Consider the following 22,002-nt stretch of genomic DNA (forward strand, 5'->3'; position numbering starts at 1 on the left):
CCATGCAGCTCGTACCAAGCAACCTATACCCTAGGATATCAAAAAAGCCTTTTATATCCCGTGATCGCTTACTAATGAACCACAACCCTCTTTTTTATTAGGGGAGCAGGAATTAAAGAGATTAACTTTATGCATCAGATAACAAATAATTCAGCTATCTCTGTATCTACTATTCTTCATGAAAGATACTCCCTGGAGTTAAGCCCATTTGAATCTTGGCCCGATGAATTGTTTCTTGCCATCCTACGTTATCTAAGTGCTGAGGAAATGCGCCAGCTAAGGCTAGTGTGTAAAAAGTTTACCCAATTATCTAGAGATGAGAGCCTTCTCGTATTTATCGATGAAAAAAAAGGCCCTAATGTTTCCACCCTGCAGTGGTTTTGCCGCCAGGGGCAGCTCAAACGAGTCACACAAATTATAGAAGCTAAAAATCCATCGATTCTTTGTGATTTCTTTAAGGAACAAAAGAGTTTTTTGAGTGAAGCCGTGCGTTCTCGTCAGGAAGAATTAGTGCATTACCTTCTCTCCAAAGGAGCAGATGCGCGAATAAGCGATTGTAACAGTAAAAGAGGCTCTACTCCTCTTCATCTAGCAACAAAGCGAGGTCTAATGGGGATTACGTCTCGCTTACTTGATTATGGGGCAAATATAAATGCCATAGATAAGAAATGGAAAACTCCTCTCCATTATACTATCGGTAAGAAACGGTTTTATCCTGAAATTATTAAGCTTCTATTAGCAAAAGGAGCTGACCTTCATGTAGCTGGAACTCTTCCTTTTATATATCACGCTATAGAAGAGGGTAACTTCCTTGCTACTAAAAAACTGCTTAAGCTAGATAAAAAGCGCCGGCAAGAGGGAGACTCCCCACTGTTAGACTCTTCTTTAGATGTAAAAGGTTTTGCCAAGCAAAAATGTAAATTTTTGCCAAATAAAAATTCTACCACTGAAAGAAAAGCTCGGTACGAAATCACGGTGTGTGTTAAGAAATATTTTAAGCATCTTCAAAAACTTGAAAAAAATCTTTAAAAAACAATATATGTAGTATTCCGAAAGACACCATATAATACCTTTTTGTGGAAGCGATAGTTCAACGCTATTAAGCGCTTCTTAAGGCTGTATGGAGGAATAGAATGTTTAAATTCATGATAGAAAAAATATATTAGAACTTGATTCGCCACATTTTTTATCTATAGGTAATAGACGTTGCCTTGAAGGGAAAATTTATAAGCTGTGTAAGAGTCCTTTGCCATTAAATTTATTTAAATTTTTAAAAATGAAGAGCTAACCTCCATCCTTGAGGTGATCAGTTTTCCTTTAGCTTTCAATAAGAGATGAGTGTTTATGCATAGTCCAAAAGATCTCCGGTTGCTTACAAAGATGATTGACATATCGGGAGCACACAAAAAGATAATCTGACAAGCGATTAAGATAAATGGTGACATTTTTTGAGATATCGGCTTTTCTGCTAAGAGGGATCACATCTCTTTCAGCGCGGCGGCAAATACTGCGTGCTAGATGTAAAAAAGCGCCGGCAGGATGGCCGCCAGGGAGGATGAAAGTATGAAGTTGGGGGAGTTGCTCTTCCATTAGATCAATCCATTTCTCTAAAAATCCAATGCCTTCCTGATCAAAACGTGTGCGCTCAACTTTACTTGCTGAAGCCTGACTGAGGGGAGTAGCGATGGCAGCTCCCAGATCAAACAAAGTATGTTGAATGGTTTCTAGTTGTTTTCTAGTTAGCTGTAATTGTGGATCATTAGGCAATAGGGAAAGAGCCGTTCCAATTGCTGAATTACATTCATCCACAGAGCCTAAAGCTTCGATGAAAGGATCATCTTTAAGCACACGCTGGCCAGAAAATAATGATGTTTCGCCCTTATCGCCGGTTTTAGTATAAATTTTAATCTTTGCCATAACTATTCCTTAGTGTAATTCCTATCATTTAAAGAGTTTAAAGCCTCTTTTACTTGTAGGCGATATTTATCAACAAGCTTTTTAAATTTCTTCTCATTAAGAGGAGAGGTAGGGAAAAGCATTTTTTGCAAGACCATTAATTTTCCTATAAATTCATGAGTGCGGTGCGGCACAAAAATAAGATGCTCATGCCAATGAGGTACAGTTTGCCCGGCATACTTTCCTGACTTATGAAAAATATAGACAATAGGATAGCCTCTTTGTTTATAATATAAAATAAGTTTAGAGGAAATCTCTTGAGCTTCTACATATTCTTCCAAGGTAAGTTCCATAAAATTTGTACGATGGGCTTTAGGGATAATTATAAAATGAAGTTTTTCTTCACCTATTCCTATGGGGGCATGATTGTAGAGTAGATGAGTATGTTTGCCTTCGTAGAGGAGTTGCTTGGCAATAATTTCTGGCTGGCAAAAGACATCTACCGGAGGGCAAAAGTTGTCTTCAGGAATAGGCCTATAACTTTTGGAAAAGAAAGGTAGATAGCCTTGGTATTTCCTTTTAATGGATTGACGTTCAGCTTTGGGAAGGCAGGGACTATCAAAGGTTAACTTTCCTAGCACTAAAAGCTGCTCAAATAAATTGTAATTTTTTTTTGTGTAAGGAATAATTTCCCAGAAAAAATTATCAGCATGCATACGTGGAGGAATGGTAGCAATAATCATAAAGTTATCGATAAATTCATTGTCTTTCCATAATTGAGCTGTATTCTCCAGAAGATGATAAGACTCAGCATGCTGTCTTTTAGTCCATTGAGAGAGACTTTTTTCGGGAAATATAGATTCTACTATCAAAGAGTTGGCTTGCAAGGGGCAAGAAGGTACGGCGATCTGGACCGTTTGACTACGATAAATAGTATTTTTGGGATAATGGAGAAACTGTTTGCGAGGAGCCAAGTAAAAAAAAGTCAAACCTGTCATGATGAGTATCAATAGAAGGGCGAGGGAGATCTTTTTTATCATCAGCTATAGCCTTTTAAGATGTAGGTTACGACTTCAAATGTCATCCATTCTTAATTTTATTACTTCTAAGAAAAAAGGATTTTGGCTAATAGAAGTAAATGTAGAATGCTTTTTCTTCATCTTGCTTCCACAAAGTAAGCATTAAAATTTTGCTAACTCATCTTTAAGCTATAAGATTGCTTTAACTTCTGTTAGCTTGCAAGCATGTATTGATTTTCTTTCAATCTAATCCGCAAGAAATTCAGGGCATAAGTAGGCAATTTTATATCTAAGCTCTTTTAAAGCAAGTGGAAAATGATTACGCCCATGTGCAATTTTTTCTGCTAATTTTAGATGATTCCATGCTTTATTATAATCCATTCTTTCTGCATAGAGTGCAGCCATGTAATAGTGGGTAGTAGGATCAAGGGGCTGAAGGGCATGATGTTTCTCCAATATTTCAAGTGCCTCTCCTTCGCGATGAAGCTGCAACCATGTGATAGCTAAAGCGGCCATTCCGGCTCGAAACTGAGGATATTTTTTTATTGCTTGGGCTAGTCGGCTTTGTTTTTCGAGGATGGAGGCAGCTGTTTCATCTACTCGCATAAATATGGCTTTTATTCCTTCTGCGTCTATGTTCCCTAAAAGATAATCCTCTGCTAAAGTACTGGAGCTAATCGTATAGGTAGGAATATAATTTTTAACTTCCTCTAGCAAAGCAATTGCCTTTTCGGGATTCCCTACAAATAAATAATTAAAGCCCAAAAGCTCTTTTAGCAAAATATCGTGAGGTAAATAGGGAAGGGCTTTTAAATAAATGGCTAAGGACTGCTCATATTTTTCTTCCTGTAAAAATACAGAAGCTTGGTTGATATAAGCAAAGCCAATAACTTCTTTAAGATCACGCAACTGCAGCTGGCATGTGTCGAGGCTCAAATACTCTTTACTTTCAAGATCAACTCCTCGCGCCGTTGTTTCGATGTTGATAGCTTTGTCACCTTGATGATAGCGGACGTAAATGTGGCCAGGTGGGGTAACCATCTCTAAAGGTAAACTAAGACGTTGGGCCAAGCTAAGGTAAAGAATAGAAACTCCTAAGCAGACTCCTTTTCTAGAATCAAGTACAGCGGGTAAAAATGTATAAATATCTATATCTTTAGCATATAAAGAGTGAGGGGGAAAACGAAACTCCATTTCGGTAAACACAAAATGATTAATCGCTTTGATTATTTGTTCAGGAGTAGCAGGGGTAGGAATTTGAGCTAATATTTGAAGAGCCATTAAATCTATCAGGGCTTCATAGCTATCAATTTGTAAAAGGGCTGCTGGTCCCTCACCTAGCTGCGATAAAAAGATCCCTCGTGCTAAATCAATCTCTTGAGAAGGCAAAGCGATAATATCTGCTTCTGAAGTGGCCTTATAGCCTTTTAGCCTTCTATTGCCTAGCTGGCTGCAGAGCTTATTTATCACCTTTAGCTCTGCCCCTGAAAGAGAAGGGAGCTCTTCATTAGGTTCTTTGTTAATTAAAGCAATGATCGTTTGAAGGATAGAATTCACATCGGGTAAAGAGGATAAAGAGACTTTTTCATTGCCCCTGTTTTTATTAAGAAGTTGCCATGCCTCATGGCAAGCTTTTTTGCCTTCTATGCTATGAGGATAAAGCTGATAGAAGGCAAGGTGTTCTGCAATGGAATGAGGATTTAAGCTACTGTAAAGTGCTTTAATCTTAGGGTGGCTAGGCTCTCTTGTTTCCCCCAAAGATGAATAGAAAAAAATAAAAAAGATAAAGAAAATCAAGCGCATTTTCATTTAATTGTTAACTTCAACTAAGCTCTTCATAAGAGCTATTAATTCGCTATTATGATAAATCTCTTCAAAACAAAGTCGATAGCGATAGGTCCAATTGGTATTGGATTGCCCCGACGGGTCATTAATGCGCTCATCGCTGAGCTCATCCCATGCCATATAGGGAAAAAGGGAAAAGTATTCATGGAGAAGATTAATATGAAAAAGGCTAGGAGAGCGATGGCTGTCTTTAAGGATGGCTAGATTTTTCTCAAATGATAAATCAGGCTCATACTTCCATCCCTTGGCTTGACATAGATAAAGGGCTTCCTCGGGATGGTTTTTCCACCACTGTTTTAATGTTTCTGAATCATGGGTAGAAACTGTAGTCATGCTTTCTGGCGGATAGGCATGGATATCAATAAAGCTTTTATCTCCTTCCCAATTTCTCTCCCATCGCATAACTTTTGTAGCGCAAATCCCTAAGTTTTTTAAGCATTCTCTCACCTTGGGAGGGACGGCCCCTAAGTCTTCGCCAATGGGTAGCATCGAGCAATTTTTTAGCATCATTGCCAGATTTTTTTTACCTAAAGGAGCCCATTGTGTTTCATCTTCAGGAAAAAACTTTCCCTGAACGCTAGCTTGACCTAACGGTATAGCCCATATACGAAAAAAGCCCACGATATGATCGATGCGAAAAATGTCATATAGGCGACCAGCCACCTTTAAACGCTCTTGCCACCAGGTATAATGGTCTTTTTCCATCTCCTCCCAATGGTAAAGAGGAAAGTGCCAATTTTGCCCTTCTTGACTATAGATATCTGGGGGAGCACCAGCATTTTGATCCATGATAAAAAGTTTGCGATGAAGCCATACATCGGCGCTTTCTCGGCTGATAAGGATAGGGATATCGCCTTTTAATAAGATGTTCTTAGATTGAGCATACTTTCGTACTTCTTCAAATTGTTTAAAACAAAGATATTGGAGGAATATATGATAGGAAATTTGGGTCTCATATTTTTTTTGCAGCCGCTCTATTTCTGCTGGGCAAGGATCTTGAAGTTCTGAAGGCCAGCTATCTAAAGGTTGCCACTTGCTAATTTCTTTTAATGCCTTAAAAAGAGCATAGCCCTGCAGCCAAGGATTTTCTTTAGTAAAATTTAGATAGCCTGGGGATTGAGAGTGATGGGCATAAGTATATTGATAGTAGAGCTGTAAAAAAAGATCGCGTTTAATATGTAGGGTAGGGTAATCCACACGCTGTTTTTTTGTGAGTAATTGCAATTCAGCAAGTAAGCCTGCTAAATCTTTATAAGTTTCTACACCGGGAAGGGAAGAAAGACTTATATGCAAAGGATTTAAAGCAAAAGCTGAAATAGAGCTATAGGGGCTAGGTTCGGGGCCCGTATCATTGAGGGGAAGAAGCTGGATCACATTAAAATTAACTTGATGGCACCAATCAATCACCCATTTTAAATCATGAAATTCGCCTATACCCCCACTATTCTTGGTATGTAAAGAAAATAGGGGAACATTAATTCCGTGGTGCTGTTTTATGCCTACCGCCTTCCAGCCGGGAGCTGAGGGAGTGGCCAAAAGCGAGTTACAAAGCTGGGGCGTTATCATTGTCATGCCTGCAGATTAATAGATAGTCTATATAAGAATAAATATAAAAAAATGACTAAATCATCCTAGCCATTAATTTTCAAAATAAGATAAGCAGCTTTATGCTTGCTTTTAGATTTTCTTGGCCAAAGGTCTCTTTGAAATGATTAAGAGAGCTTACCTGCCTGCCCTTAAAAAAATATCAGCCTATCAAGGCCGTATGCCAAAAAAGCTACCAGCTCCTTCTGGAGAAGTTAAGCTAGAAAAACCGATGGTGGGAATTTCTCCGTGGTTAAGAGCTTCTTTCCAAAGGGTAACTTTTTCTGATAAATTCTGCATAATTGTGTTCACTTGCTCTCCGGAGATTTCATCAAAAGGTAACATATCAAACAAAAAAAACATTTGAGTTTTTTTACTAAAAGCAAATATGCCTTCATGGGCTTTGCTTAGATGATTAAATTTAAGCGCTTCTCGAAAGATATTTTCACGAAAACGGCCGATAGGCAATTCAAGGATCTCGAAGGAAATGATCAGATAAGGCTGAGAGTTATGCTTCTGCAACACCACCTCATTATTGCCTTTTAAAAGAAGGGTAATATTATTATTGCCTGTAGGCTCTAAATGCGAAAGTTCAATTTTCTCTCCAAGATCTTTCAGAAGCGATTCTAGATTATGAGAAGGCATTAAAACCTCATTCATTATTAGGGTTAATATGTAGCTGCTGTTCTTCTTCTTGTTTAATTAGCTCTTCTTCTAATTGATCTTCTAAGTCGCTTAAGGCTTCAAGGATGGCACTAAACATTTCATCGCGATGTTGGACAGAGCGAAAGATATGATGGATAGAAACTTGTCTAACTGCATCACGCATCTGGTTGATCAAAGTAATTTTATCTTCTATTGTCTGTGCACCAGCTTTCACGGCTGCCTGGATGATTTTATCCGACGACAAAAATCTTTCTGCGGCCAAATATAAGAATTGCCTAGAAACTTCATGGGCAGTAAATTTTGCCATAGTCAATCGTGGTTAAAAATTCTAGCCAGCTCTAGCGGCTTTTGTAGTTTTGTTAGCGTTTCGAATTTCAAAATATCTATCAACGCCCATGATAGCTTGCAATTTTTTTAAAAGAGCCATCGTATTTTTCATGTGGGCCACGTCTTCTTTGTCATCTAGCTTCTTCAGCTTATTTATTTCTATCCCACATTTTTTTAAAAGGAAAGACTCAATTTTTTTTAAGTTTTTTCCATAGCCTTCATCTAACATTTTATAAATAGCTGTAGCTTCAATAGGGGTGGACATCAAATAATCTAATAATTTATTAAGATCCCCTCCTTGCACAATTTTTAAGGCAGCTTCGGTGGCTTCTTGTGTAGCCTTTTTGGCTTCCTTCTCGACCTTTTGCGCTACTTCCTGTTCACGTTTATCAATGATTTCATTGTTTAAATCTACCTGAGCAAACTGAAGAGTTTCTTTAAAATCCTCTAAGGTCACAGAAATAAGAAATTCTAATGCTAAGCTAGCTTCAATAGGATTGGGATATTCTTTTTGGATCATTTCCAAGATCTCTTGCTTACTCATGCCATCTTTAAGCTTTTCTGTTAAGGCGAGTAAGCCTGCAGGAGGAAATTGAGGGTTCCTTCTTGAAAATTCTTGAGCCCTTTCCTCTAACTCTTTAGGCGGCATTAGCTTTTTCTGCGCTAATTTGGCTTCCTTAGCTTTTTTTACACTAGAGGTGTGAGCTTTAATCTGACGATCTGAGCGGCGCAGCGCTGCCGCTAAGGGATTTTTTTCCTCCGATTGTTGCTCTTGCAATTCTGCTTTCTGCTCAGAAGCGATAATAGCAGCTTTTGCTACCAATTTATCGGATGCTTGATCCTCTTTCATTCCCATCAGAATTTGTTTTAATCCATCCGGGTTTTGTAAATGTCCAAGATCTACGACCATAGCTTACCTTCTTGTGAAACTTAACGTTAAAATTAGGCTATCCTATCTGTATTCTCCCTAAGGGTTGAAGACGAATATCAGAAACAATTTCTTGGTAGGAGACTACCGAAATATCAGAAAACTCCATTTCTACAAGTTTGCGAACGAAACGGCGAACGTCGATGGCTGTTAAGATAACGGGGGGCTGCCCGCCAGGAGGGGGAGGCGCCACGGTATTGCGGATGCTTTGTAGAATTAATTGAACAGAATCGGGGTCTAAAGCTAAATAGGAGCCGGCAGAAGTTTGTTTAATAGCACCGCGCACCATATCCTCAATCTCAGGGTCTAAGATATAAACTGAAAGAACAGATTGCCCTTGTGAATACTTAAAGCTAATGTAGCGTTTAAGGGAGGAACGTACATATTCTGTCAGTAAAACTGTATCTTTTTCTGTTTGGGCCCATTCACTTAAAGCTTCTAAAATTGTGCGTAAGTCTTTGATGGAGACCTGTTCTTGAATTAAACGTTTAAAGATATCGGTCATTTTCTGGAGCGGAATTAAACGGGTAACTTCTTTGACCAGATCAGGAAAAGACTTCTCTACAAACTCAATCATCGATTTTACTTCTTGGATGCCCACAAATTCATTAGCATAATGGCGAAAAAAGTAAGACACATGCAAAACCATCACCTCTAAGGCATTCCAATATTTGATACCTGCTTTATCTAAAAGCTCTTTGTTTTGTATATTTACCCACAAGGAAGGCATCCCTAATGAGTTCTTATAGCTTACGTAAGGAAGGTTGTAGCGCTTAAGATTTTCTTCACTTTCGTTTGTTAGCACGCTGTTTTCTAAAGCCCTTCCTCGGATAATAGGAACTTCATTCAGGTGAATGGAGTATTCATCGGATTCAAGGACAGGGGAGTCTGTACGTACGTGCACGCCAGGAAATCTCACTCCTAGATCTGCATAGAGAGCTTGACGCATCTTAGGAATCATTTGATCGACAAAACTTTGTCCTTTTTGGGCTTTTTGGATCTCTCCACTTAAATGTTTCCCACATTCTAGAATCACAGGAAGGGTGAGAGCATAATTATCAATGCCTCCACCTGCAATCACTTTATGGCCGGAAACAGAAGTGTCTATGCTAGGACTTGCTGCGGCTACTGAAGAAATAGTTCCTCCTCCCGCTGAGGTAAGGCCGCCCGCAGCTTCTCTTTTCTGTCTTGCTGCTGACATAAGAGAGTAGCCAATTAAACCCATTCCTGCAGAAAGTATTAAGAAGGGAGCGGCAGGAAATCCAGGCATAATGGCCATGCCCATTAAAAAGGCTGCAGCAAGGAGCAGAGCTTTAGGCTGCTTTAAAATTTGCCCTGATATTTCAGCACCTAAGTTGGAATCGGAAGTTTCATTGGAAACGCGTGTAGTAACTAAACCTGCAGTAATAGTAATCAATAAAGAAGGAATCTGAGATACCAGACCATCACCGATCGATAAAACGCTATAGGTTTGGGCGGCATCCGCCATGGTCATTCCATTCATCGTATTACCGATAATAATTCCCCCTAAAATGTTAATGAGGGTAATTACAATGCCTGCAATCGCGTCACCTTTCACAAATTTCATTGCACCATCCATCGCACCATATAGCTGGCTCTCTTTTTGGATGGCTAGGCGTTTTTCACGGGCTTGGTTTTGGTCTAAAATGCCTGCCCTCATATCAGCATCGATACTCATTTGCTTACCGGGCATCGCATCCAAAGTAAAACGTGCGGCTACCTCTGCCACCCGTTCAGCACCTTTAGTGATTACAATAAATTGGACCAAGGTAATGATAAGAAATATAACTCCTCCCACTACAAAGTTGCCGCCGACAACAAAATTGCCGAAACCATAAATAATTTCGCCTGCATTAGCATGTAATAGAATTTGACGAGTGGAAGCAATATTTAAGCCTAGACGGTAAAGGGTAGTAATTAGCAGTAAAGAAGGAAAGATAGATAGATGCACAGCACTAGGGATATACATCCCCACCATTAAGAGAGCCACTGAGATCGCTAAGTTAAAGGCAATTAAGTAGTCAATGAGGTGAGGGGGTAGCTGAAGGATAATCATCATTAAAATACCGATGATCAAGCAAGCAAGGAATATGTCACTTGATCTTGAAATATTTTCAAGCGATCTTTCTCCTCCTAGGCGGGCAGTTATTCCGTCCAAAATTTTTCTAAAAAAGTTCATCTGTTACTTTTCCCCTATATAATCGTATTGAGCCTCAGTATTTAACGAGCTAACCCACCGTAGTATTTCTGCTAAGGCTTCATAGGTGTCTTCGGGGATATACTGATAAATTTCCCCAGATTCCCAGAGTCGATGGGCTAATTTAATATTCCGTAAGACCGGAACTTCGTATTCTTCGGCAAGTTTAATAATTCTTTCTGCTAGTAAATCTTTACCCATTACTAAGATGTAAGGAGCTGCGTCTATTTCTCGTTCGTATCCTATTGCTATGGCTAGGTGAGTAGGATTAGTGACCACTGCTTTGGCCTTTTTAACACCTGCTGCAGGTCCTTCTGAATAAGCAATCTCATGAGCAATTTGCTTTCGTTTACCTTTAATATGTGGGTCCCCTTCCGAGTTTTTATACTCTTGCTTAACCTCAAATTTTTCCATTTTCATTTCTTTAGCAAATGTTTTCTTCTGATAGATAAAATCGGCTACCGCGATGATAATAAAAAATAAGCCTATTTTAGCCACCACTTCCATTAAAAAAGCATCAAAAACCAACAAAGCAGATATCATCGGCATAGACACTGTTTTTATTAAAATGGGTAAACTCTTCATCATAACCTGGTAGATTAAGTAGCTAGCAATCAATAACTTTAATGTCGACTTTAACAATTCAATTAAAGTCTTAAGCTTAAACTTTGCTTTTAAGTTTTGTATCGGATTAAATTTTTTGGGGTCAAACTTAAATACTTCTATAGCAAAAACCGGGCCAACGGTTAAAAAATTGACGATAACGCCGACTACACATACGATAGCCATCAGAGGAATACTAGCTATAAAGATTACAATGGCTGATTGGTAATAGAGTTGAGGAATAGCTACCTCCAAGTTAGTGGTGGCTATCATGCGAAAAGTCCCTACCGTAAAATCCCCAAGTTGCTGATAAAGGGTTGAACTTAATGCTACGGCTGCATAAACCGAGACAATGAAGGTAAAAGCAGAAGGAAGGTCTTGAGATTTAGCTACCTGACCCTTCTTTTTTGCATCTCTTAATTTTTTTGGTGTTGCTTCTTCGGTTTTTTCGCCCATGGCCACAGCCTCTGCTTAGGAATAAATGGGCAAAAATAAAGAAATTTTATCAGTTATAATGAAAAATTTAAATATTTGCCCGTGCGCAAATGATGACAAGACATTCTTTCACTCTACAAGTCTAGTATAATTCTTTTCTTTCTGAATGGTCAAGGAGTTTTGGATGGCCCCTCTTTCCAAACGAGATGAAAATTAATTCTTCCAAAATTTATTTAAAGTTAACAAGCGTTAGGTAAGCTTTTTAGGGGGTGGATGACAAAATCGAAGGAGAAATTACAATAATTTAACAAAGAAATTAAAGTCAGGTTCTTAAAACTAGTTAGATTATAGCTAAAAATTTCATTAATTTCAACGAGCAAGCAACCCTTTAATTGTGGAAGACTTAAAGGTAATAGGGAAAATGATATCCACAAGCTTTTGCAAGAAAGTAATCTAAATATATTTTAAAATTTACAAAAAAGTTTTAATTCAAAAAATGATAATTTTTTAACTTTATTCTGCGCACCTAGAAGTGCTGTATGATAGGTTATCTCTATAATAAAAGGCTTGAGCTTAAAATCTTAAGCTAGGAGGTTTGAGTGTAAAGTTCCTTTAAGATAATTCAATAAACCAGAAAAGTTCTTTCATAAAGGTAGGAAATTTTATTAGGAAATAATAAGTGGAGGATATCTTTTAAAGGAACGAGAGCCTTTTGACTAAGAAACCAGTCTGTTATGGATATCGCCTTAATAAACCTAAAATTAAGATTAACCTCTAATTTTCGTAAGAAAACAGCAAGGAGTAATATTGTAATACTATTTTTTCCTATTCTATGACCTCCCCATGATTCTCTATTGTTTTTTTTACTATTTCATCCTATACTTTTGCCACTAATTACTATGAGGTATCTATATGGCAGCCGGCCGACTTTCTTGCGGTATTGTAGGTCTCCCAAATGTGGGAAAGTCTACTTTATTTAATGCCCTAACATCCAATCAAGCTCCTGCATCAAATTATCCTTTTTGTACTATCGACCCGAATGTTGGGGTGGTAGAAGTACAAGATGCCAGACTGCATGTCTTATCGGAGATCTCCCATAGCAATAAAATCATTTATGCGACTATGGAGTTTGTCGATATTGCTGGGCTAGTTGCTGGTGCTTCCCAAGGCGAAGGCTTAGGTAACAAATTTTTGGCAAATATTCGAGAAACAGATGCAATTGTTCATGTGGTTCGCTGTTTTGATTCTTCCGATATCGTGCATGTATCAGGACAAACAGACCCTATCAGAGACATCGAAGTGATTAACCTTGAGCTGTGCTTAGCAGATTTGCAGATGATAGAAAATGCTATCCCGCGCGTTGAAAAGCAGCTTAAAGGAAAAAAAGAGCTTGCTTTAACCTTAGCAGTGCTTAATCGTGTGCAAGAGCATTTAAATGCCAGCAAGCCGGTGAGAATGTTAGAATTTACACCTGAGGAACGAGAAGTTCTTCAGCTTTATCCCTTATTGACCATGAAAAAAGTCATTTATGCTACTAATGTTTCAGAAAATGATCTTCCTGACATGGAAAATCCTTATGTAAAACGTGTGCGTGACTATGCGGCTGCAGAGGGGAATGCTGTAATTTCTATTTGTGCCCGTATAGAAGAGGAGATTGCTCAGCTTAACTTAAGTGAACGTAAGCAATTTTTAGACAGCTTAGGACTGCAAGAATCGGGGCTTCAGCGCTTAATTAGAGCCTCTTATGAGATGTTAGGGCTTATTAGCTATATCACCACTGGAGAAATTGAAACGCGCGCTTGGACCATCAATAGAGGTACCTCGGCGGCAGAAGCAGCTGGTAAAATTCACTCTGACATCCAAAAAGGATTTATTCGTGCCGAAGTGGTTTCTTATGAAGATATGGTTACTTATAAAGGACGTGTAGCCGCACGTGAAGCTGGAAAGGCTCGCTCTGAGGGACGAGAATATGTGGTAAAAGACGGCGATGTTATTTTATTTATGCATAATTAAGCAGGTATTATTGTGTTAGAAAATCCTAATCATCTTTTTGTGACCTGCGGACAAGGTCTAGAATCTTTATTAATTCAAGAATTAGCGGAATTAGGCTTTACTCAGGTACGAGAAGGATTTCGAGGAGCTTATGTTTTTGATAAAAGTTTCCCCGCTATTTTTCGCCTTAATTATTGTTCTCGTATAGCAGGAAGGGTTTTACTTCCACTTGCTCAGTTTCCCTGTTATGATCAAAAAGGCTTGTACAAAGGGGGAAGCAGTATTGATTGGTTAAAATATTTACCTTCAGGAAAAAATTTTGCCATAGATGCCAATGTTTCCCATCGTCAGTTAAAAAATAGCTTGTTCGCAGCACAGGTTCTTAAAGATGCTATATGTGATCAAATACGTGCAAAAACCGGCAATCGCCCGAGTGTAAATGTTAAAAATCCTGATGTACAATTAAACCTATTTATTCACGATAATCAAGCGACTATAAGCGTAGATACTTCTGGCACTCCCTTGCATAAAAGGGGTTATCGGCAAGAGTCGGCAGAAGCTCCCTTGCAGGAATCTTTAGCTGCAGCCTTGCTACGCTTAGCTGATTATCAACCTCACGAAATTTTACTCGATCCTTGTTGTGGAGGAGGAACCTTATTAATAGAAGCTGCATTAATCGCTTCTCGTACGGCACCTGGATATTTGCGTCAAAAGTGGGGATTTATGCTTTTACCTCATTTTTCTTTTGAAGAATGGTTAAAAGTAAAAACAGAAGTAGATGCCTTAAGGCAAGCGATCCCAAAAAATCATTTATTTGGGATAGATATTAATAAAAATATAGCACGTATCTGTCAAGGTAATTTGCGGGCTGCAGGGTTTTTAAAGGACGTTCTAGTTAAGCAAGCTGATTTTAGAGAATTTAGTCCTTCAATATTGCCTACCATGATTTTAACCAACCCTCCTCACGGAAAAAGATTAGACAATGTAGACACTCTTATTCCTTTATACAGAGCGCTGGGGGACTTCATGAAGCATCATGTTTCTAAACCTGCGCGAGGCTTTATATTTACGGCTAATACCCCTTTGGTCAAAGAAATTGGATTGTCAGCGAGTCGTCGCCATGTTATTACTAATAGTAGCGTGGATAGTCGCTTGCTTGAATTTGATCTTTATTAATAAAAGCTTGCCTAAACAGTGGATAAAGTTTTTTATAAAGTGCTAACCTCTCCATGCGGCATTTAAATCTTACCGTTTAAAGACCCTACGTCTATAGAGTCTAAAAAGGGGAACATCTTTCTGAGAGCTCCCTCTCTCCTTAAAGTGAGGTTTTTCTATTAAGTCGATGATTACGTAAGAAGTTACTCAGAAGAATAAGCTATTATTCATGCATTCCCGAAAGGTTAAACTATGATAGAGGATTTTTTAAAATCTCTATTTGTCCAACTTAGTGCCTAGAGTATGCCCCAGATCAGGAAAGGCAATATGAAAGACTTCGTCATAATGTTGTACGAAATGTATGTCTATTCCTTTTTTGATGTAATCAGGAAGTTCCTCATAATCTCTTAAATTATCTTTAGGAAAGATAAGAGTTTTTAGACCCGAGCGTCTAGCTGCTACTAGTTTTTCTTTTACCCCGCCGATAGGCAAAATGCGTCCGGTTAGAGTTAGCTCTCCTGTCATTCCTAAATTGTTAAGCACAGGGGTATTGGTCAACAAAGATAATAAGGCTGTAACCATGGTGATGCCCGCCGATGGGCCATCTTTGGGGGTAGCACCTTCAGGGATATGAATATGAACTTGCGCTTTTTCAAAGAAGCTATAACTGGGAGCATATTTGTTTAAGGCACTATGTAAATAGCTCCAGGCAATTTCAGAAGATTCTTTCATGACCTGGCCTGCTTGGCCTGTTAGCTTCATCTCCGTTTTTTCTGCGGCTACTTTAATTGTTTCAATGTAAAGGGTGGCTCCACCCATTGAAGTCCATGCTAAGCCTGTGCTAACCCCTATAGGATTATGTTCATAAAAACGATCTGAGGTAAATATAGGCTTACCGAGATATTCATGTAAACTGGTGGGAGTCACACTATAAGAAGAAGTTAAGACTTTTGTATCCTTTTGCTTGTTATTTTTACGAGGTTTTTCTGCAGCTAAGGAGGCCTCTCGAACAATACGTAAGGCAATCTTACGCATGATTTTTTTAATATTATTTTCAAGGCTTCTTACTCCTGCTTCACGTGCATAACCATTGATAATAGCTCTTAAGCCTTCAGTCGTAAAGGTGATATCTTTAGCTTTTAATCCCATTAATTTACGGTTGCGAGGAAGTAAATACTTTTTGGCAATCTCAATTTTTTCCTGCATAATATAGCCCGAAAGGCGCAAAATATCCATGCGGTCTTTAAGAGGCTCGGGAATTGTGTCTAAAACATTGGCAGTCACAATGAAAAGAATATTAGATAAATCACAGTGAACATCTAAGTAGTGATCTAAAAATTCACGATTTTGTTCGGGATCTAGAACTTCTAACAATGCCGAGGCTGGATCTCCATGGTAGCTACTTCCCATTTTATCCACTTCATCTAGCATGATCACGGGATTCATGGTCTGGCAAAACTTGAGTGCTTGAATTAATTTTCCTGGCATAGCTCCAATATAGGTACGGCGATGTCCTTTAATTTCAGCTTCATCTCGCATGCCACCTACAGAGAAGCGATAAAATTTTCTATTTAAAGCACGAGCTATGCTTTTACCGATACTGGTTTTGCCGACTCCTGGAGGGCCCACTAAGCACAATATACTGCCTTTTACCCCTCCAACAAGCTTACCCACTCCTATAAATTCCAAGATGCGTTGCTTGATGTCTTCTAGGCCATAATGATCGTGCGCAAGGATCTTTTCAGCTTTCGCAATATCCTGACACTCTTCACTTTGAATGCCCCAAGGTAGATTGGTCAACCAATCTAAATATCCTCGGCATACAGCGTATTCAGCAGATTGCGTCTCTAGTACAGAGAGCTTTTCCATCTCATCTTTTATGACTTTTAATACATCAGCAGGTATTTTACGTTCTCTGATACGTCCTTCAAATTTTTCTTTATCAAGAGACTTGTCATCTTTTTCAATACCCAACTCTTTTTTAATTGTTTTTAGTTGCTCGCGCAGAAAAAAATCTTTCTGGCTTTTAGAGATGGTGGATTCAATCTTTTGATTGATATTATTTTGTAAAACACTTAAGTCTAATTCTTTTTTAAGCAGTAAAAGAGCTCGATCAATGCGTTTTTGGATGTCAAACGTTTCTAATACTTCTTGCAGCTCTTCTCGGGAAGCGGTTGTTAAAGCTACAGCAAAATCTGCAAGTTTCCCAGGCTCGGTAAAATCAGAATGACTAAGAAAAATTTGTAATTCTTCTTTAAAAAGCGGATTTAATTTCAATAAATCTTTAATGGTAGAAATAATACTGATCGCATAGGCTTTAAGCTCAGAGGTAAGCGTAGGACTATCTTCAAAATAAGAAACTTTGGCTTTTAAAACTTTGGAGTTAGAAAGAGGGCGTAAAATACGTAGTCGCCTTTCCATGTTAAGTATAACTTGTGCGCCTCCTTGCTCTAAAGGAATGATTCGCAACAGACGAGCGATAACTCCCACTTGATAAAGATCCCCAAAGCTAGCTTTATAGATATCAACATCTTCTTGCCTGGTTAAAATCAAACCGATAGACTTATGATCAGTTTTAGCCACTAATTTTAGAGTTTCAAAGAAAGGTCCAGGTTCAATAACTATAGGAGCTGCCATCCCAGGAAAAAAAGGTCTTTTCAAAAGAGGAAATATACATAGCTCGTTCGGAAAGGAGTTTCTTTTCTCTGTTTTTTGTTGATTTTCAAGTGTCTTGATCACAGCATTTTCCAGCTGCTGAGTAAAAGAACTGTCTTCAATATCTTCTAGATTCAAACTTGGCCTCTTACCATTTAAATTATATGAGTGATAATATTATGGAGGATAAAGAATAAACATTCAATTAAGAAAGCGTTTTTTCCTAGGCAGCAGAGATCCTGCCAAAGGTGTACTTAGCAGCGTTGTTTTTAGATAAGCTTTATTCTAAGCTAGCCTATTAAGAAAAACAAGAAAGTTATGTTTCTAAAAAAATATTTAAATACGATCTTTAATAATTAATATGGGTCAACTAGGCTGCTTTTAAATAAGATTGGAAAGACTTTTTTTTATCAGCTATTCTTTCTGGTTCATAACTCAAACGACTTGTTTTATAAATTATTTTTCACTAAGATTTACTATGAGGAATTTTTATAAGAATGAGTGTAAATACATGACTATCCCTTTTAGTGAAACTCTTTCCTTTTATCGTCATGCATTAATAAAACAGGAAAAAGCTTATTTGCATCCCTTAGCCGCACGTACATCCACCCACAGTCGGCAGGCTGGTAATGAGGAAGATTATCGTTTACCTTATAAACGAGATGTAGATAAAATTATCCATTCTAGAGCGTATGCTCGCTATAATGATAAAACTCAGGTCGTATACTTAGTCGATAATGATCATATTACTCATCGTGGCTTACATGTACAATTTGTTAGTAGCTTTGCTAGGGGAATTGCTGAGATTTTACGCTTGAATCTTGATCTGGTAGAAGCTATCTCTTTAGGTCATGATGTGGGACATCCTCCTTTTGGTCACGAAGGTGAGGAGTATTTATCTGAACTGTCAATAATGTTTGAGAATGGGGCGTTTGCTCATCCTTTGCAATCATGCCGGCTTTTTACTGACATAGAACCTCTTAACCTTGGACTTGCTGTCTATGACGGTTTTCTTTGCCACGATGGTGCCATGAACAGCTCTTTGATCCATCCTAGCTTTGATAAAACATGGGAAGATCACTTTAACGATAAAAAACAGAAAGCAAGAGAACCGGACTATAACATAATTCCAGGAACTTTAGAGGGATGCTTAGTAAAACTATGTGATACAATGAGCTACATAGGCAAAGATATTGAAGATGCTATTCGCTTAGGAATCATATCTAAAGAACAGGTGCCCAAAACATTTTTAGGTACCACCAATCAAGAAATTCTGGCGACTCTTGCTAAAGAAATTATTAAAGTGAGTTACGAGCAAGCTTACATAGGTATTTCTATGGAAGCTTTTGAAGCCTTAAAGTTTTTGCGCGATTTTAATTTTGCTCATATCTATGTGCATCCTCAACTCAAAGTGGAATCTAGCAAGATCAAGCGCGCGTATCGTCTTTTATTTGAATTATTATTAGAAGACCTTAATCATTTAAATGAAGAAAGTTACGTGTGGAAAAATTATGCTTTTAATAAAAATGAGCATTACAAAAATTCTACTTCTTTAGTACAAATGGTGGTTGATTATATTTCTGGAATGACCGACAGCTTTTTTATACGTACCTTAGAAAAACTTACTCTTCCCCGTAGGATTGACTTAAGAGAATGTTTTCGTTAGTAATCGACACTAGTAGTGAGCGCGGCTGCGCAGCCTTCTTTGATGGGATAGAAGTAATCTTTCAAGGAAATTTTCCGTTTGGATTAAATTCTTCTCAATCCCTTTTGCCCGAAATTGAACGTGGATTAAAATGTTTGGGAAGAAAAGCGGCAGATTTGAGCTATGTAGCGGTAGGAATTGGTCCGGGTTCTTATACGGGTATAAGGGTAGGCGTTGTAGTGGCTAAAGCAGTCGCTTTTTCCCTAAGAAAGCCATTGGTTACTTTTTGTAGTTTGGAAGGATTTCTTCCTTCCCAGGAGGGCTCGTATGCTGTACTTTTTGATGCAAAGATAGGGGGAGTGTACGTACTAAAAGGCCAAGCTAGCCAAGGAGCTTATCAAAGTGAGGGAAAAGTACAACTTCTTCCCTTAAGTGAAGTGGGCGTATATCTACAAAATGTAAACAATCTGCTTACTCCTAATAGTCTCCTACTAAAACAAAAGATAGAAAATATGTATCCTAACCAGCAGTGGACATGGGAAGAAAAAGGCCCCGATGCGCTTTATTTAAGTCGTTTATCGGAAGATAAATGGAGAAGGGGAGAGATCATGCAAAAAGAGCCTCTCGAGATTTTATATTTGCGTAAAACCCAAGCAGAAATAGAGAAAGAATTGCAAAAGAGTATTCAGTATTGATAAATTACTCATCGATTGTGTATGATGCTTTCATCATTAGAAAACTGGCAAAAGTGTTGCCGTGATTACTAAACTTATAAAATTAGGAATTGAGCGAAATGTCATTAGTAAAAGTCCGTATTGGCGAACCCATCGATAAAGCCCTTCGCGCCTTGAAGAAAAGATTAGATAAAGAGGGTGTAATGAAATCCGTCAAAGCCCATCGCTTTTATGCTAAACCATCGGTTAAAAAGCGCGCAAAATCTAAGGCTGCTTTAAAATACAAAAGACAGCGTTAAAACCAGATAGGCTTGCTTAAGTAACAAGCCGATTGATTTAATATAAGTTCCCCAAAGGGTGTTAGATTTATTATTACAATGAGTATCTATACCCTTTAGGCTAAAGTTTTTTTAAATTCCACCGAGTGCTATGTTTTTATGTTAAAAGACATGCACTCTCAAGACATCTATGTGAGCATTATGGCTGACTATTACGAAACATTGGAAATTCCACGAACTGCCACAGCAGACGAAATTAAAAAGGCTTATCGAAAAAAAGCCATAAAATACCATCCTGACAAAAATCCTGGCAATGCTGAAGCTGAAAAACGCTTTAAAGAAATTTCAGAAGCCTATGAAGTTTTGAGCAATGATAAAAAACGCCAAACTTACGATCGATATGGTAAAGAAGGATTAGGAGCAGCGGCAGGAGCAGCTGGAGGAGGAGGATTTTCAGGATTCTCTTCTGTCGATGAAGCTTTACGTACTTTCATGGGTGCTTTTGGTGGCATGGGTGGGGAGTCTATATTTGAAAGTTATTTTGGTGGAAATGACTTTGGGGGAGGCTCAGCTCAAATACGCCGCCAAGGAGCTAGCAAACGTGCCAATATCACTATTTCATTTCTAGAAGCAGCTAAGGGTGTTGATAAGGAATTAGCCATCAATAACTATGTCACTTGTAAGACTTGCCATGGTAAAGGTACCCCCTCTTCTAAGGGCAAGAAAAAGTGCCCGCGTTGCCATGGGGCTGGACAAGTATATGAGCAGAAAGGCTTTTTTAGCATGTCTATGGGCTGTCCTCAATGCCATGGAGAAGGGGAAATTATCACTGAGCCCTGTAAAGATTGCCGAGGAGAGGGCTTAATTAAAGAAAAGCAGCATGTTAAAATTCATATACCAGCAGGTGTGGATAGTGGCATGCGCCTTAAGATGAGCGGTTATGGAGATGCAGGGCATGGTGGTGGGCCCGCAGGAGATCTTTATGTCTTTATTAACGTTGAGCCGCATGAAATTTTTGAACGTGAAGGGAATGATGTTCTGCTAGATCTACCGATTAGCTTTACAGAAGCTGCTTTAGGGTGTAAAAAAGATGTACCTGGTCTTTATGGCCATACCTGTCGCATTACTATCCCAGAAGGCACTCAAAATGGAAAAGTATTCCGCTTAAGGAATGAAGGCTTTCCCGGTGTACATGGACAAGGGAAAGGAGATTTACTAGTTAAAATATTTGTGGAAACACCTACACAGCTTTCCGAAAAGCAAATAAAATTGTTAAAAGAATTTTCTACTTTGCAAGGCCCTGCCAATTTACCTAAAAGTAACTCCTTTTTGGATAAAATAAAAAGCATTTTTAAATAAAAATTTCTTGTCCATCTCTTATTCATCGAAAGATAAAGTATAATTTGTGAAATGGGAGGTTAAATATTTATTTTTTTTGATAAACGCTAAATTTTGGTTATCTATGCTAGAGGTTATCTATGCTAGAGTTGTTATCTACTCTCCTTTATCTTAGCCAACATTATCTTAGCCAACATTATCTTAGCCAACATTAATCCTTCTTTTTTTAAACTTTACAAGCTATTTCAAATCTTTATCATACAGATGAATCTTGCATGGGGCGGCCTTTATATTATTTATCCTTCGCATACTCGAAGCTCTGCTTTTTAATTTACCTGCATTGATGGCTTTAGAGCAATGTTTCCTCTTTTTATAACGTCTTCTTGTCGATTACTACAATCTACCATATATTTTAAATCTTTCTTAGCAGATAGATGAGTAACCATTATATAATCGTTTCATAACCTTAAGTTTTCGTACATTTAGCGGCGTTGTTGCGTAAATGCTAAGAAGTGTATGCGATAAGATTGCTCTTTAACACATAAGAGCTGTAAAATTTAGTTTGCTTAAACAAAAATATAGGCAGGCTATGGAAAAAAAACTCACTTAACGCATACGTAATTGGTCCGAGTATAACAAAGCTTTAGAACAAAGAGGAAGCATAACTTTATGGTTTTCGGATGAAACCATTAAAGGATGGAGGGAAAATAAAAGCACGGGGAAGAAGGGCCGTCCAAGAATTTA

Annotated in this window: 18 protein-coding genes; 8 read left to right on the plus strand and 10 right to left on the minus strand. The window is 38.3% G+C overall.

The window, feature by feature from the left end; translation table 11 throughout:
* Window positions 1-129 precede the first annotated feature (129 nt).
* Window positions 130-1,029: an ankyrin repeat domain-containing protein gene (locus tag DB42_RS06095; RefSeq protein ID WP_044882182.1), complete on the plus strand. Its 900-nt coding sequence runs from the start codon at window positions 130-132 to the stop codon at window positions 1,027-1,029.
* Between the two features lie 288 nt (window positions 1,030-1,317).
* Here DB42_RS06095 and DB42_RS06100 read toward each other — a convergent pair whose 3' ends face one another.
* The 9 genes from DB42_RS06100 to sctU form a co-directional block, all read right to left on the minus strand.
* A complete protein-coding gene (locus DB42_RS06100) occupies window positions 1,318-1,908 on the minus strand; it encodes a cob(I)yrinic acid a,c-diamide adenosyltransferase (RefSeq protein ID WP_044882197.1) in 591 nt (196 codons plus the stop codon).
* A gap of 11 nt (window positions 1,909-1,919) precedes the next feature.
* Window positions 1,920-2,936 carry an HIT family protein gene (locus DB42_RS06105; protein ID WP_044882183.1) on the minus strand — a complete coding sequence of 339 codons (1,017 nt, stop codon included), beginning with the start codon at window positions 2,934-2,936 and terminating at the stop codon, window positions 1,920-1,922.
* Window positions 2,937-3,161: 225 nt separating this feature from the next.
* A complete protein-coding gene (locus DB42_RS06110; protein ID WP_238579006.1) occupies window positions 3,162-4,724 on the minus strand; it encodes a transglutaminase family protein in 1,563 nt (520 codons plus the stop codon).
* On the minus strand, window positions 4,725-6,326 hold the full coding sequence (locus tag DB42_RS06115) for a 4-alpha-glucanotransferase (RefSeq protein WP_044882184.1): 1,602 nt from the start codon (window positions 6,324-6,326) through the stop codon (window positions 4,725-4,727).
* A 189-nt stretch (window positions 6,327-6,515) separates the two neighbouring features.
* The gene (locus tag DB42_RS06120) at window positions 6,516-6,989 is read right to left on the minus strand and encodes a CesT family type III secretion system chaperone (protein ID WP_162180763.1); all 474 of its coding nucleotides are present in this window, start codon (window positions 6,987-6,989) and stop codon (window positions 6,516-6,518) included.
* Window positions 6,990-6,996: 7 nt separating this feature from the next.
* The gene (locus DB42_RS06125; protein WP_039384997.1) at window positions 6,997-7,317 is read right to left on the minus strand and encodes a TyeA family type III secretion system gatekeeper subunit; all 321 of its coding nucleotides are present in this window, start codon (window positions 7,315-7,317) and stop codon (window positions 6,997-6,999) included.
* 21 nt (window positions 7,318-7,338) lie between these two features.
* A complete protein-coding gene (locus DB42_RS06130) occupies window positions 7,339-8,247 on the minus strand; it encodes a hypothetical protein (RefSeq protein WP_044882186.1) in 909 nt (302 codons plus the stop codon).
* 37 nt (window positions 8,248-8,284) lie between these two features.
* Window positions 8,285-10,465: a type III secretion system export apparatus subunit SctV gene (gene sctV, locus DB42_RS06135; RefSeq protein ID WP_044882187.1), complete on the minus strand. Its 2,181-nt coding sequence runs from the start codon at window positions 10,463-10,465 to the stop codon at window positions 8,285-8,287.
* Between the two features lie 3 nt (window positions 10,466-10,468).
* Window positions 10,469-11,542 carry a type III secretion system export apparatus subunit SctU gene (gene sctU, locus DB42_RS06140; RefSeq protein WP_039384990.1) on the minus strand — a complete coding sequence of 358 codons (1,074 nt, stop codon included), beginning with the start codon at window positions 11,540-11,542 and terminating at the stop codon, window positions 10,469-10,471.
* 891 nt (window positions 11,543-12,433) lie between these two features.
* Between sctU and ychF the strand changes: the two genes are divergently transcribed.
* Together ychF and DB42_RS06150 are read left to right on the plus strand one after the other, a co-directional pair.
* Window positions 12,434-13,534 carry a redox-regulated ATPase YchF gene (ychF, locus tag DB42_RS06145; protein WP_044882188.1) on the plus strand — a complete coding sequence of 367 codons (1,101 nt, stop codon included), beginning with the start codon at window positions 12,434-12,436 and terminating at the stop codon, window positions 13,532-13,534.
* 12 nt (window positions 13,535-13,546) lie between these two features.
* Complete coding sequence (locus DB42_RS06150) at window positions 13,547-14,689, plus strand: class I SAM-dependent RNA methyltransferase (protein WP_193365280.1); 1,143 nt, start codon at window positions 13,547-13,549, stop codon at window positions 14,687-14,689.
* Between the two features lie 255 nt (window positions 14,690-14,944).
* Here DB42_RS06150 and lon read toward each other — a convergent pair whose 3' ends face one another.
* A complete protein-coding gene (lon, locus tag DB42_RS06155) occupies window positions 14,945-17,461 on the minus strand; it encodes an endopeptidase La (protein WP_044882190.1) in 2,517 nt (838 codons plus the stop codon).
* A gap of 373 nt (window positions 17,462-17,834) precedes the next feature.
* Here lon and DB42_RS06160 point away from each other — a divergent pair, with 373 nt between their 5' ends.
* From DB42_RS06160 to DB42_RS11245, 5 genes are all read left to right on the plus strand, one after another.
* Window positions 17,835-18,989 (plus strand): deoxyguanosinetriphosphate triphosphohydrolase family protein, encoded by a 1,155-nt coding sequence (locus DB42_RS06160; protein WP_044882191.1) that lies wholly within the window; start codon window positions 17,835-17,837, stop codon window positions 18,987-18,989.
* Window positions 18,977-19,663 carry a tRNA (adenosine(37)-N6)-threonylcarbamoyltransferase complex dimerization subunit type 1 TsaB gene (gene tsaB / locus DB42_RS06165; protein ID WP_044882192.1) on the plus strand — a complete coding sequence of 229 codons (687 nt, stop codon included), beginning with the start codon at window positions 18,977-18,979 and terminating at the stop codon, window positions 19,661-19,663. The genes DB42_RS06160 and tsaB overlap by 13 nt, the downstream gene beginning before the upstream one ends.
* A 98-nt stretch (window positions 19,664-19,761) precedes the next feature.
* The gene (rpsU, locus tag DB42_RS06170) at window positions 19,762-19,941 is read left to right on the plus strand and encodes a 30S ribosomal protein S21 (protein WP_039384980.1); all 180 of its coding nucleotides are present in this window, start codon (window positions 19,762-19,764) and stop codon (window positions 19,939-19,941) included.
* A gap of 180 nt (window positions 19,942-20,121) precedes the next feature.
* A complete protein-coding gene (gene dnaJ, locus DB42_RS06175; RefSeq protein WP_044882199.1) occupies window positions 20,122-21,279 on the plus strand; it encodes a molecular chaperone DnaJ in 1,158 nt (385 codons plus the stop codon).
* Between the two features lie 592 nt (window positions 21,280-21,871).
* The coding region (locus DB42_RS11245; RefSeq protein ID WP_193365281.1) for a transposase at window positions 21,872-22,002 on the plus strand (131 nt) is incomplete at its 3' end.

Origin of the sequence: Neochlamydia sp. EPS4, assembly GCF_000813665.1 — a bacterium.
GTDB lineage: Bacteria > Chlamydiota > Chlamydiia > Chlamydiales > Parachlamydiaceae > Neochlamydia.

Excerpts from the sequence above, each read along its gene's own strand:
- sctU (WP_039384990.1), bottom strand. The coding sequence starts at position 11,542 with ATGGGCGAAAAAACCGAAGAAGCAACACCAAAAAAATTAAGAGATGCA.
- sctV (WP_044882187.1), bottom strand. The coding sequence starts at position 10,465 with ATGAACTTTTTTAGAAAAATTTTGGACGGAATAACTGCCCGCCTAGGA.
- DB42_RS06105 (WP_044882183.1), bottom strand. The coding sequence starts at position 2,936 with ATGATAAAAAAGATCTCCCTCGCCCTTCTATTGATACTCATCATGACA.
- ychF (WP_044882188.1), top strand. The coding sequence starts at position 12,434 with ATGGCAGCCGGCCGACTTTCTTGCGGTATTGTAGGTCTCCCAAATGTG.
- DB42_RS06125 (WP_039384997.1), bottom strand. The coding sequence starts at position 7,317 with ATGGCAAAATTTACTGCCCATGAAGTTTCTAGGCAATTCTTATATTTG.
- DB42_RS06130 (WP_044882186.1), bottom strand. The coding sequence starts at position 8,247 with ATGGTCGTAGATCTTGGACATTTACAAAACCCGGATGGATTAAAACAA.
- DB42_RS06160 (WP_044882191.1), top strand. The coding sequence starts at position 17,835 with ATGACTATCCCTTTTAGTGAAACTCTTTCCTTTTATCGTCATGCATTA.
- DB42_RS06120 (WP_162180763.1), bottom strand. The coding sequence starts at position 6,989 with ATGCCTTCTCATAATCTAGAATCGCTTCTGAAAGATCTTGGAGAGAAA.
- rpsU (WP_039384980.1), top strand. The coding sequence starts at position 19,762 with ATGTCATTAGTAAAAGTCCGTATTGGCGAACCCATCGATAAAGCCCTT.
- tsaB (WP_044882192.1), top strand. The coding sequence starts at position 18,977 with ATGTTTTCGTTAGTAATCGACACTAGTAGTGAGCGCGGCTGCGCAGCC.
- dnaJ (WP_044882199.1), top strand. The coding sequence starts at position 20,122 with ATGGCTGACTATTACGAAACATTGGAAATTCCACGAACTGCCACAGCA.
- DB42_RS06095 (WP_044882182.1), top strand. The coding sequence starts at position 130 with ATGCATCAGATAACAAATAATTCAGCTATCTCTGTATCTACTATTCTT.
- DB42_RS06110 (WP_238579006.1), bottom strand. The coding sequence starts at position 4,724 with ATGAAAATGCGCTTGATTTTCTTTATCTTTTTTATTTTTTTCTATTCA.
- DB42_RS06115 (WP_044882184.1), bottom strand. The coding sequence starts at position 6,326 with ATGATAACGCCCCAGCTTTGTAACTCGCTTTTGGCCACTCCCTCAGCT.